Origin of the sequence: Moritella sp. 24 (genome assembly GCF_018219155.1) — a bacterium.
In the GTDB taxonomy this organism is placed as follows: domain Bacteria; phylum Pseudomonadota; class Gammaproteobacteria; order Enterobacterales; family Moritellaceae; genus Moritella.
The window spans coordinates 495926-508147 of the sequence record NZ_CP056123.1 but is presented as its reverse complement, the minus strand read 5'-3'; the positions used below and the strand labels follow the sequence as shown (position 1 = coordinate 508147).

The window sequence follows — 12222 nt, the reverse complement described above, 5'->3', positions numbered from 1 at the left end:
ATGCCTACTTAAGAGTTAGTCATAACAGCATACTACAAATAGAGCGGAAACTATGAGAACAAATGCGGAATACCAAAGCGATGTACTGATTATCGGCAGTGGTGCCGCAGGACTCTCGCTGGCCTTAAAATTAGCAGATCACGCTAAAGTCACAGTGTTGAGTAAAAGCAGCCTAACAGAAGGTTCAACGCTCTATGCCCAAGGCGGTATTGCCGCTGTTTTTGATGAATCTGACAGTATTGAAGGCCACGTTGCCGATACGCTTATCGCGGGTGCAGGCTTATGTGATGAAGAAACGGTTAGCTTTACAGCGAGTAGTGCTGCTACCAGTTTAAACTGGTTAATTGATAAAGGGGCACCTTTTGATCAAGTCTCTGACGACAATGGTGACCAGCAATACCACCTCACCAAAGAAGGCGGCCACAGCCATCGCCGTATTCTGCATGCCGCGGATGCAACAGGTAAAGCAGTACAAACAACCTTAATTGATAATGTTAGCCAACACCCTAACATTACCTTAATGGAACGCTTTAACGCGGTTGACCTGATCTCGACAAAACAGCTAAACCAAGCAACCAACCGTATTGTTGGTGCCTATGTTTGGAACCGAGAAGCCGAAAAAGTAGAAGTAATTAAAGCACGCTTTGTTATTTTGGCAACGGGTGGTGCAAGTAAAGTTTACCAATATACCAGTAACCCCGATGTATCGAGTGGTGATGGCATTGCAATGGCATGGCGCGCAGGTTGTCGTGTGGCAAACATGGAATTCAATCAATTTCACCCTACCTGCTTATTCCACCCAGATGCAAAGAACTTCTTATTAACAGAAGCATTACGTGGTGAAGGCGCTTATTTACGTCATGCCGATGGCACACGTTTTATGCCTAGCTTCGATGAACGAGCAGAGCTTGCTCCTCGTGACATTGTTGCCCGTGCTATCGATTTTGAAATGAAACGTCTTGGTAGTGACTGTGTTTATTTAGATATCAGCCACAAACCTGCTGAATTTATTATTAACCACTTCCCGACTATTTATGAACGTTGCTTAAAGTTAGGTATTGATATCACGACAGATCCGATACCAGCCGTACCAGCAGCCCATTATACCTGTGGTGGTGTCATGACTGACTTAACAGGTCAAACTGACATGCGCGGCTTATATGCGATAGGTGAAGTTGCTTATACTGGCTTACACGGTGCAAATCGTCTCGCGAGTAATTCATTATTAGAGTGTATTGTTTTTGCACACGCGGCAGCAGAAGATATCCTGTCTAAGTTACATAAACAGCGTAAAAATTACTGCATTCCAGCTTGGGATGAGAGCAAAGTAACTAACTCTGATGAAGAAGTGATTATTCAACATAACTGGCATGAGCTGCGTCTGTTTATGTGGGATTATGTTGGGATTGTAAGAACAACGAAACGTCTAGAGCGTGCGCTGCGTCGTGTGAATCTATTACAACAAGAAATTGATGAGTACTATAGTAACTTCCGCGTCAGCAACAACTTATTAGAATTAAGAAACCTCGTCACAGTTGCAGATTTAATTATCCGTTGTGCATTAGAACGTAAAGAAAGTCGCGGCTTGCACTACACACTTGACTACCCAGAGCAATTTGACGAACCAGAGCCAACGATCTTACAACCTAAGGTATAGCTTGCGGCTAATTAGTCATGAGAATAAACACAAAAAAGCAGCTAACTAGCTGCTTTTTTTTTCATATTAAGCTGCAACCTTATTTATGTCGGTTGATTGCTTCATACTTTTCAATGACAACATTAAAGTAAATGCGGCAACAGGTTCATCGCCACTACTCTCAGGGCAAGTCGCAATAATCTTAATCGGTCTATTTAATCGCTCGCCAGTAATCACCGCCTCCTTTACATACTGGGCAATATCAAGTCCTTGCTCACAAGTAAAATAAGTATCCCCCTCTGCACGTTTAATAAAATCGACCTGCATCGATTTTAGCGCAAAAGCCACCTTAACGCCTTTCATCTGAGTTTTGTGCATTGCTGCTAATACACCCGCACAGTCAGCGCCACTTGCAAGCACCCCCACAAACATCGAATTCATGTGATTCTTATTACGTCTTTTAAACGGGATCTTAATAGTACAAATACGTTCATCAAGTTGATGAACTGAAGGTCGAACATAAAATAACGAGGGTACTTTAAGAAGTGTGAATAATCGTAGGAATAGTGTGTATTTCGTTGTATCTGACAATAAGTTGAATAGCTTCATCCATTTAGCCCTTATAATGCATTGAAAATAAAGGCTAACACGAATGAAATTTAACTAAGTATGAATTTAATCATGTTTTGGCGGTATAAATAGAGTTTCGGTCATATCACTGTGCAATACAGCTATCTTGTTTGGTGCCCCGTTATCAGCAAAACTCACCATGCCAATACCACTGTGATTAACTAAGCGTTTATCCTTATCATGGTTCGGTCTACAACCACGAATAGTCATACGTTTACGTTTAGTAAAGAAGTTTAACGGTGAATAATAACCATATAACCACGCATTTAATTTATCGAAATACGGAAGTAATTGTTCAGGGAACTGATTTTTTAAACCGCTACACGTAATTTGATATATCTGCGGCCCACCATGACGAAAACGGATCCCAATTTCATAGGCAAATGAGTAATGAACATCTCCCGATAGAATCACAAACTGCTGTGGTGTCTTACGGTGCATAAAGATACTCAATAATGTGTTCGCCGTACCAGGGTGAGCCATCCAGTTTTCAGCATCAACCAATAGTGAAGCACCACACATCGTCGCAATACGTTGTACCGTTTCAATCACCTTAACACCGTACATTGGCGCTGGTGATACGATGATAACCTTATCTTCCCCCACTAACTCATGTTGAAACTCCATCATCGCTTCCCAATCCATTAATCCAGATGGTTTAGCCAAATTGGACTCACTACGCCAGCGTCTCGTTCGTGTATCCAGCACCACCAATTTTGGCGAAGTGGCTAAGGTATAGTGCCATTGTTCGTATTTTAATAACGTCGCAACAAGCTGATCTTGAGTATCATCAGTCAATTGAGAGAAATACATATCTAACTCTTCACCGAGGTTTTCAATCATAACCTGTGGGTTATTACCTAAGCCTTGAAATAAGGCATAACCGATCAGGGCATTACCGATGATCCGTTTTGAAAAAGCATGACCATAAGCCGCTTCTTCCCATTTCGCAGTTAAGTTCCAATCATCCGTTACGTCATGATCATCAAATATCATATACGTTGGTAAATGCGCCATCAGGCGGCGAACTTTAATCAGGCCAGCTTTGAACGCCAACAGGTTATCCCATTGCTGCTGCCACCGTTTTAAATTTTTTGTACTTAGTCCTGTCACATCTCGTGGGATAGTGACTAATTCCCATAACTCCGGCGACCACGACAACAAATATAAAGCCATAATTTCACTAACACTCACCAAATGGTTTTCTGCCGATGAAGACGTGAAAATAGCATGGTTCACATACCAATTATGCAGTGCTGTTTTACTTAGATACTCAGTACTCGGCAACAGGTTTATATGCCGTTGATACATGTCTTCGGGTTGATAGCTTAGTTCACGACTGTTATTAATACTTGCAGCCGTAAACCCTTCTTCTGGTAGGCCTAGCAGATCAATGACCTGTCCGATAGCATGTAGCATAGGTCCGGCAATATCATCCACATAGACTTGGTCACCACTCAACATCAGTAATGCAGGCCGCTCATCTAACGATGATAATTGCTGTAAATGCGTATCTGCGGCCACCAATGCATCATCACTATGATGGTGCGGTTGACGACAAGAGCCGTGCAATAAATCACTAATTTGTGGTTTCACGAGCACACTAGGCTGTGCAGGTTCAACATTATCGACGCAGTGTGAATTCGGATAACAGAGTTCATCAACTTGCGCGAATACGTCTCCTTGAATAGCATCCGTCAGTTGGTATTTAACATCCACATTCGCAGGTAATAACGCATCTTCCGCCACATTAACCAGATATTGATAAGCATGCTTACCCAATTTAACAGTATGTACTTCATCATTGGTTAATTGGCGTGAAAAATCTGCACCTTGCAATCTCAAGCTAAGTTCAGACAAGGGAGTTGAACTCACAAACCACAGCGTGAAATGGCGAGTATCACAATGACGTAAGATTGGGCCAGCAATAACAAGTGGCAGTAGGTCTAAAGTAGTAGTGGACATCGGTGTTGGCATTTATCACTCTTAATCAAAAATGAAGTTGTTGCGGTTATGCTGTTTAGTTTAATATTTTGATGGTGCGCACTAAACGACGATAATCAATATCGTCAATGGCATCTCGCATAATATATAACGACTGAGACTGGCGACATTGTTTGTTCAAACTAGAATAACTCAATTGAATAAAAAGGTCGGCACTACGTGAATATTGGTTAATGGCGAATAACTCTCCACCCGTATCAAATTGAATATAACCATTGGTAAAATAGATAAAACGAGGACGGCGTAGCCAATGCTGCCGACAGTGATAAAAACACAAAGCAATAATGACTACGGAATAAACCAATTGTAAAGGTATAAGGGTTAGCCAAGTAAGCAGCAAACCAAGTACACCACTATGTATCGTTATACACAGTAACAACCAGTATTTAGATGGACGTAACGTGACGCTACACTTTAACTCTTGAGACAATTTTATCCATCATGTAGGCTAATTCTGGATCTTCACACTTTTCATGGCCCATTGCCCAAGCAAATAATTGTGGATCTTCGCCTTCTAACAAGCGTTGAAAAATAAATTTATCTTCGTCTGATAAATCATCATAAGCTTCATCCACAAACGGACGAAATAATACATCTAATTCAAGCATGCCACGACGACAAGCCCAACGTAAACGTGCTTTTGAATCTAACTTAGTCATTTTTTTCCCTTATCCTGCTATCCATATAATTATTCTATCATAAAAATAAATAAGATCTTCTAAAGACAAACGCCTGCGTTCACTCTACCATAGAGAAAACAAGCCAGAGAAGAGTAAATTATGACGCAATTTAATAAACTGACCCTATCATCAACCGATACATTACCAAATGTGATCGTAAGCGAATTATCACAATGGGGATTAATGACGGCAACGGGTGAGCAGCGTTTAAGTTACTTACAAGGTCAATTAACCTGTGATCTGGTTGGTTTAGAAGATCAACAAACAACTTGGGGTGGTCATTGCGATCCCAAGGGCAAACTATGGTCAACATTCCAAGTTGCTAAAAAAGGCAATTCGTTTTATTTCATCATGCGTAAAGACGCATTAGCGATCACCCAGCCTGAACTAAAAAAATACGCGGTATTCTCAAAAGTAGAACTCACCGATGCCTCTGCATTTTGTAACCTTTACGGTGTCGCTGGCGAACAAGCAGAGCAGTGGTTGAATAAGACTTTTGCAATTACGTTAGGCGAAGAAGCTGTTACTCATTTACCGAATGGTTTTGTGATGCGACTTATTGGTGAAACCCCGCGCTTCTTAGTGTTATTACAAAAAAGTGATGCCTCGCTACAACAGATCAGCCAACACTTAGCTGAAGCTGCAACCGATGATGGTTCATTCTGGGATGCCCTTGATATCTTAGCAGCAGCACCGATTGTGAGTGCTGAAATGAGTAACGTACAGATCCCACAAGCATTCAATCTACAAGCATATGATGGCATTAGCTTTAAGAAAGGTTGCTACACAGGACAAGAAACTGTCGCTCGCGCTAAATACCGTGGTACCAACAAACGTGCGATGGCGATCTTAACTGGCGCGACAGCGACTGACGTAAACAGTGGTGATAATATTGAATTACAACTGGGTGAGAACTGGCGTAGTAGCGGTAAAGTAAACTTAAGCTACCGTTATAGCGATGGCGTGCAAATCATTTCGAGTGTTATGCCAAATAACCTTGAAGCAGATAGCGTGTTTAAAATTACCGATAACGAATCAACATTAGCCTTCATGCCATTGCCTTATTCATTAGTAGAAGTAGATTAATTAACAAATATGCCAGTGCAATAGAGTGTATAGGTAATAAGATAGAAAATAAAAAAGGCAGACACATTACGTGACTGCCTTTTTACTATCGTTAATTATGCGAGCTAATTAAATAGCTCGCAGATAACAACTAATTAGCTATTTGCTTGCGGACGCATAGCAGGGAATAGGATAACGTCACGGATAGTATGTGTATTCGTAAATAACATAGCTAGACGGTCGATACCAATACCTTGACCTGCTGTTGGCGGTAAACCATGTTCTAGTGCAGTGATGTAATCTGCATCGTAGTACATCGCTTCATCATCACCCGCATCTTTCGCGTTTACTTGTGCTTTGAAACGTTCGTCTTGATCTTGCGCATCGTTAAGCTCAGAGAAACCATTTGCAACTTCACGGCCGCCGATGAAGAACTCAAAACGGTCAGTGAAGAATGGGTTGTCATCGCTACGACGTGCTAGTGGCGAAATATCAGCTGGGTAGCCAGTGATGAATGTAGGCTGAATCAGTTGTGGTTCAGCAGTTTCACCAAAGATCTCTTCCAGTAATTGACCACAAGTCCAGAATTTCTCAACAGTCATGTTTAATGATTTAGCAATAGAAACCATTAATTCACGATCTTGAACACCTTCATTAGTCAACGCTTGAATAACTTCGTGCTCAGGGTTGTACTGTTTGATTGCATCTAGCATGCTAATACGTGTGTATTTACCACCAAATTCAACAGTCTCATCACCGTAAGGCATAGATGTAGCACCTAACACTTCAACCGCTACAGTACTTAGCATTTCTTCAGTGAAATCCATAAGATCATTATAATCAGCGTAAGCTTGGTAGAATTCCATCATAGTGAATTCAGGGTTGTGACGCGGTGATAGACCTTCGTTACGGAAGTTACGGTTGATTTCGAATACACGATCAAAACCACCAACAACTAAACGCTTAAGGTATAGTTCAGGTGCTACACGTAGATACATTTCTTGATCAAGTGCGTTATGGTGCGTGATAAATGGACGCGCTGTTGCGCCACCAGGGATCACATGCATCATTGGCGTTTCAACTTCCATGTAATCTTTTGATACCATGAAGTTACGGATAGCTGTTACTAGCTTAGAACGAACGATGAATGCATTACGCGATTCAGCATTTACAATAAGATCAACATAACGTTGACGGTAACGCATTTCTTGGTCAGTTAGACCGTGGAATTTTTCTGGTAATGGACGTAGTGCTTTAGTTAGTAGCACATATTCTGTCATTTCAACGTAAAGATCGCCTTTACCAGACTTGTTAAGCGCACCAGTAATACCAACGATATCACCGATATCTAGACCGCCAAGCTCTGCTTTTTGTGCTTTTTGCACATCTTTTGCAGCGTATGCTTGAATACGACCCGTTGTATCTTGGATAGCAAGGAAAGGACCACGTTTAGCCATGATACGGCCTGCGATGCTTACCACGTGCTGCATTTCAATCAGCTCTTCTTTTGACTTTTCGCCAAATTCAGCCTGTAAATCTGCCGACTTATGTTTTACGCGGAAGTCATTAGGGTGGCCATTTGCTTTACAGTTTGTGCGGATATGATCTAGTTTCGCGCGACGTTCTGCAATCAGTTTGTTTTCATCTTGTAACTGTTCAGTCATTGTTTAACCCTATTTTTTTACAGGCCTGATTTCAGGCTGGCTTCAATAAATTTGTCTAAATCACCGTCTAAAACGGCTTGTGTGTTGCGTGTTTCAACACCAGTACGTAAATCTTTTACGCGTGAGTCATCCAGAACGTATGAACGGATCTGACTGCCCCAACCGATATCTGACTTAGCGTCTTCTGCGATTTGTTTTTCAGCGTTTTGTTTTTGCATTTCATACTCAAACAATTTCGCTCGCATTTGTTTCATCGCTGCATCTTTATTCTTATGCTGAGAGCGATCATTCTGGCATTGTACAACAAGATTGGTTGGTAAGTGAGTAATACGTACCGCTGATTCTGTTGTATTTACGTGCTGACCACCCGCGCCAGAAGCACGGTATACATCAATACGTAAGTCCGATGGATTTAAATCAATCTCAATGCTGTCATCAATCTCTGGATATACAAATACAGAGGCAAATGATGTATGACGACGGCCACTTGAATCAAATGGTGATTTACGCACTAAACGGTGAACACCCGTTTCGGTACGTAACCAACCATAAGCGTACTCACCACCCAAACGGATAGTCGCACCTTTGATTCCGGCTACATCGCCGTCTGATACTTCGATCAGATCAACTTTAAATTTGTGTGCCTCACCCCATCGTAAGAACATACGTAGTAGCATGTTTGCCCAATCCTGAGCTTCAGTACCGCCTGAGCCAGATTGGATATCAAGGTAGCAATCATTTGAATCTTGTTTGCCAGAAAACATACGACGAAACTCAAGCTTAGCAAGCTGTGCTTCCAAACCGATAATTTCATGTTCAGCTTCTGCAAATGTTTCTTCGTCTTCAGCTTCAACTGCCAGTTCAACCAAGCCTTCAACATCATCACAACCCGTGCCTAGATCATCAATCGTTTTTACAACCAATTCTAATGACGCGCGTTCCTTACCTAATTCTTGTGCTCGCTTAGGATCATTCCATACTTCTGATGACTCTAATTCCGCAGTTACCTCTTCTAGACGCTCTTTACTGGCATCGTAGTCAAAGGTACCCCCGAAGCAGCTCAGCGCGTTCGCCTAGCTCCTTTAATTTATTTAATACTGGATTTACTTCAAACATGATTCTGCTCTATTTTGGTTATACTTAGCAACTTGCTAAAGATATTGTACTTAGCATGATATGACGAACATCAAATAAGGATATTCAGCTCAACATTCAGCTAAGTATATTGTTCTAACTATGGGATTTTACGCAACAGCAAATTTTACCGAATTCACTAGAGGATAAATAGAGGAAGATTAAGAAAATAGCAAATTAATCGATAATATAAGCAAATAAATGAGAATAAATAAAAACTGGGGGAGATATGCAGAAATAATTTAGTCAAAAACCACGCAAATTGAGCGTGGCTTTACATGGTAATAGCACCGGAAGACTTAACCGACTTTGCTACATTGATTATTATTTTCTGCTAATACTTTCAGAATATCACCGCGACTGATAATACCCACCAGCTTGCGACTTTCAACAACAGGATAGATACTAAAATTATCTTTGGTCATACGAATAGCGACATCAATTATATTGTCTTGTGGTGATACGCTGACAACATTACTCGTCATTACATCGTTAACAATCGCAGGTTGATCACAGTGATAGCTGCCACTAATTAGCGCTTGTATACAGTCAGACTCTGAGACAAAACCAATCACTTCATTTTCAGAATTCACAACAGGCACGGCATTAATCTTATACTTAGTAAATAAGTCAACGACAGCGACAAGTGACGTACCACAGGGAATACTCGGAGCATTAATTTTCATTTTATTCATTACGCGTTGCATAGTCATTGTCTATATCCTTATCTTAAAGCAAGATTACTGTAGAAGAGGTAATAACTATAACGCCAAAATCACAATAGCTAAAGACGATTAAACTTAAACATTCAATCGTCTTTAGCTATCGAAAATAATCCAAATACAATTAACGTAATGGCTGTAAATGCTCAACCATAAACTGCAAGCTACGTTTACCACGGAACTCATTTACATCCAGTTTATAAGCAAGTTCAATTTTTTGTACCGACGCATCAGGCCACACTTCTAAATCAACATTAAAAGCGATGGCATCAACGAGTGGCCCACCTAACTCTGGTTCCAGCATCATTTTTAAATGCTTTTTACCAACAAGGCGTTGTTCGCGTAATCTAAAAATACCATCAAAGATCGGCTCAGGAAACATTTGTCCCCATGGCGCAGCTTCTTTAATTAACTCAGCCGTTGGCAGTGAAAGATCCGAACTTGGTAATTCACCATCACTTAATACCACACCAGTTAGCTGTTCTTCCGTTAACAACTCTTGTACCAATGTATTAAACTGATTTGTAAACTCTTCATAACAATCAAGGCGTAGAGACAAGCCTGCTGCCATTGCATGACCACCAAACTTAAGAATCATGCCCGGATTTCGAGTATCAAGCAGCTCTAAAACATCGCGTAAGTGTAAACCAGGAATTGAACGTGCCGAGCCCTTGATCTCACCTTCTCCAGCATCAGCAAAAGCAATAACCGGACGATGGAAGCGTTCTTTGATACGAGAAGCAACTAAACCAACAACACCTTGGTGCCAATCATCTTGAAACAAACAGATACCAAAAGGAACTTGTCCAGCATCAAAATCAACACTTTTTAGTATCGATAATGCTTCTTGCTGCATCGAACTTTCAATTTCTTTACGTTCTTCATTAAGGCTATCAAGCTCGCCAGCAAAACGACGTGCGTTATTGAGGTCTTCACATAATAACGTCGCAACACCAACTGACATGTCATCTAAGCGACCTGCTGCATTCAATCGAGGTCCTAATGCAAAACCCAGATCACTTGCGCACAGTTGCGCTTGATTTCGGTTAGCAATTTCGATCAAGGCTTTAATACCTGGACGGCATTTATCAGCACGAATACGCTGTAAACCTTGATGCACCAAAATACGATTATTTGCATCTAAAGGCACAACATCAGCCACTGTACCTAATGCAACAATATCCAGTAAACAAGCTAAATTAGGCTCAGCTAATCCTTGTTTCGCAAACCAATCTTGCTCACGTAATGCACCGCGCAATGCCAGCATAACGTAGAAGGCAACACCTACACCCGCCAAATTTTTACTTGGAAATGTACATCCATGCTGATTAGGGTTAACGATCGCGTCAGCATCTGGCGCTTCAGCACCCGGTAGATGGTGATCGGTCACGAGCACTTTGATGCCAAGCGCTTTTGCCGCAGCAACACCCGCAATACTCGAGATACCATTATCCACAGTCATGATCACTTGCGCACCATTTGTCGCGGCAAGATCAACAATTTCAGGACTTAAACCATAGCCAAATTCAAAACGGTTTGGTACTAAGAAATCAACATTACGATAGCCCAACATTTTGAAACCAAGCATCGACAACGCAGTACTTGTTGCGCCGTCAGCATCAAAATCACCCACAATAATAATGCGTTGATTTTGTTCTAACGCGGTGACTAATAATGCACATGCTTCGCTCATGCCTTTAAGCTGATTAGGGCGTAATAAGTTCTTCGCCCCCTTATCTAATTCTTGATCCGTCTTCACGCCACGACTTGCATAAATTTGACGTAATAACGCAGGTACTGCTGCTGATATGCCGCCACTATCGACGTTCTCGCGACGTTTAATTTGTTTGTTCAAGATTTATCCATCTTTTCTAGAATACTAATAAGCTGGTTAGCAGGTACATAACCCGGTTGCATTTGTCCATTGTCAAAGACAATCGCTGGGGTACCAGTCACCCCTAAACGTCGACCAAGGTCATATTGCTGTGCAACGGTATTTGTACACATTTCAGGTACAACTTTACCACCACGTTTCGCATTATTCATCGCTTCAGCACTGTTTTCAGCACACCAAATAGAAGCCATGTCTTGATACGTTTTAGAGTTTAAACCACCGCGTGGGAAGGCTAAGTATTTAACACTAACACCCAATTTATTAAGCTGTGCTATTTCGTTATGTAACTTACGGCAGTAGCCACAATTAATATCGGTGAACACAGTGATTGAATACTTTTCATTTTCAGCAGGGTAATTAATCGTATCGTCAGCAAATTTTTGCATTGCCTGTTGACGTACTTTACCCATTGCTTGTTCTGTTAAATCCGTAACGCCGTTCTCATCAACTTGATAAAGCGAACCCTGAATAAGATTAGAGGCATCGGCATTAACGTAAAAAATACCTTGCTCAGTCACTACTTCAAACAACCCTGGGATAACACTATCGCTCACACTGCTCACTTTAAAGTTAAGCTTCGCGGCTAATAGACGTGAAATATCTTGCTGTTCCGCTGATGAGGCTATATTTGTAGATACCTGTTCTGTCGGTGTGATCGCAGCAGGTGTACTCACCTTTTGCGCAGATGCACCACTGACACCTAATACAAAACTACCAACTAAACCTGCAGCCATTGCTGTAATTAATATTTTCTTTAACATCTGCTCTCCGCTCCTATCCTTAATGGATATCT

The 12222-nt window shown here is 41.3% G+C and carries 11 protein-coding genes; 2 read left to right on the top strand and 9 right to left on the bottom strand.

Features of this window, described 5'->3' with window-relative positions:
• Nucleotides 1-52 precede the first annotated feature (52 nt).
• Nucleotides 53-1657 carry an L-aspartate oxidase gene (gene nadB / locus HWV00_RS02350; RefSeq protein WP_211684527.1) on the top strand — a complete coding sequence of 535 codons (1605 nt, stop codon included), beginning with the start codon at nucleotides 53-55 and terminating at the stop codon, nucleotides 1655-1657.
• A gap of 66 nt (nucleotides 1658-1723) precedes the next feature.
• On the opposite strand, the gene HWV00_RS02345 is transcribed toward nadB, so the two are convergent.
• From HWV00_RS02345 to HWV00_RS02330, 4 genes are all read right to left on the bottom strand, one after another.
• On the bottom strand, nucleotides 1724-2245 hold the full coding sequence (locus HWV00_RS02345; RefSeq protein WP_211684526.1) for a PaaI family thioesterase: 522 nt from the start codon (nucleotides 2243-2245) through the stop codon (nucleotides 1724-1726).
• A 66-nt stretch (nucleotides 2246-2311) separates the two neighbouring features.
• Entirely contained in the window at nucleotides 2312-4243 is a 1932-nt protein-coding gene (locus HWV00_RS02340) for an alkaline phosphatase D family protein (protein WP_370630478.1), read from the bottom strand.
• A 43-nt stretch (nucleotides 4244-4286) separates the two neighbouring features.
• Nucleotides 4287-4700: a protein YgfX gene (locus HWV00_RS02335; RefSeq protein ID WP_255554874.1), complete on the bottom strand. Its 414-nt coding sequence runs from the start codon at nucleotides 4698-4700 to the stop codon at nucleotides 4287-4289.
• Nucleotides 4678-4929, bottom strand: a complete 252-nt coding sequence (locus HWV00_RS02330) for a succinate dehydrogenase assembly factor 2 (RefSeq protein ID WP_211684525.1) — start codon at nucleotides 4927-4929, stop codon at nucleotides 4678-4680. Before HWV00_RS02330 ends, HWV00_RS02335 begins: the two co-directional genes overlap by 23 nt.
• 120 nt (nucleotides 4930-5049) lie before the next feature.
• Here HWV00_RS02330 and ygfZ point away from each other — a divergent pair, with 120 nt between their 5' ends.
• On the top strand, nucleotides 5050-6036 hold the full coding sequence (ygfZ, locus tag HWV00_RS02325) for a tRNA-modifying protein YgfZ (protein ID WP_211684524.1): 987 nt from the start codon (nucleotides 5050-5052) through the stop codon (nucleotides 6034-6036).
• 134 nt (nucleotides 6037-6170) lie between these two features.
• On the opposite strand, the gene lysS is transcribed toward ygfZ, so the two are convergent.
• The 5 genes from lysS to dsbC all read right to left on the bottom strand — a co-directional run bounded on the left by lysS (nucleotide 6171) and on the right by dsbC (nucleotide 12190).
• Nucleotides 6171-7679: a lysine--tRNA ligase gene (lysS, locus tag HWV00_RS02320; protein WP_211684523.1), complete on the bottom strand. Its 1509-nt coding sequence runs from the start codon at nucleotides 7677-7679 to the stop codon at nucleotides 6171-6173.
• 17 nt (nucleotides 7680-7696) lie between these two features.
• A protein-coding gene (gene prfB / locus HWV00_RS02315) for a peptide chain release factor 2 (RefSeq protein ID WP_211684522.1) occupies nucleotides 7697-8795 on the bottom strand; the annotation gives its coding sequence in 2 pieces (ribosomal slippage) (nucleotides 7697-8719 and nucleotides 8721-8795; 1098 coding nt in all).
• 317 nt (nucleotides 8796-9112) lie between these two features.
• Nucleotides 9113-9526: a CBS domain-containing protein gene (locus HWV00_RS02310; protein ID WP_211684521.1), complete on the bottom strand. Its 414-nt coding sequence runs from the start codon at nucleotides 9524-9526 to the stop codon at nucleotides 9113-9115.
• 133 nt (nucleotides 9527-9659) lie between these two features.
• On the bottom strand, nucleotides 9660-11390 hold the full coding sequence (gene recJ / locus HWV00_RS02305; protein WP_211684520.1) for a single-stranded-DNA-specific exonuclease RecJ: 1731 nt from the start codon (nucleotides 11388-11390) through the stop codon (nucleotides 9660-9662).
• The gene (gene dsbC / locus HWV00_RS02300; RefSeq protein WP_211684519.1) at nucleotides 11387-12190 is read right to left on the bottom strand and encodes a bifunctional protein-disulfide isomerase/oxidoreductase DsbC; all 804 of its coding nucleotides are present in this window, start codon (nucleotides 12188-12190) and stop codon (nucleotides 11387-11389) included. The genes recJ and dsbC overlap by 4 nt, the downstream gene beginning before the upstream one ends.
• Nucleotides 12191-12222: the final 32 nt, after the last annotated feature.

Coding starts and splice junctions, on each gene's coding strand:
- nadB (WP_211684527.1), top strand. CDS start 53: ATGAGAACAAATGCGGAATACCAAAGCGATGTACTGATTATCGGCAGT.
- HWV00_RS02345 (WP_211684526.1), bottom strand. CDS start 2,245: ATGAAGCTATTCAACTTATTGTCAGATACAACGAAATACACACTATTC.
- HWV00_RS02340 (WP_370630478.1), bottom strand. CDS start 4,243: ATGCCAACACCGATGTCCACTACTACTTTAGACCTACTGCCACTTGTT.
- HWV00_RS02330 (WP_211684525.1), bottom strand. CDS start 4,929: ATGACTAAGTTAGATTCAAAAGCACGTTTACGTTGGGCTTGTCGTCGT.
- ygfZ (WP_211684524.1), top strand. CDS start 5,050: ATGACGCAATTTAATAAACTGACCCTATCATCAACCGATACATTACCA.
- lysS (WP_211684523.1), bottom strand. CDS start 7,679: ATGACTGAACAGTTACAAGATGAAAACAAACTGATTGCAGAACGTCGC.
- HWV00_RS02310 (WP_211684521.1), bottom strand. CDS start 9,526: ATGACTATGCAACGCGTAATGAATAAAATGAAAATTAATGCTCCGAGT.
- dsbC (WP_211684519.1), bottom strand. CDS start 12,190: ATGTTAAAGAAAATATTAATTACAGCAATGGCTGCAGGTTTAGTTGGT.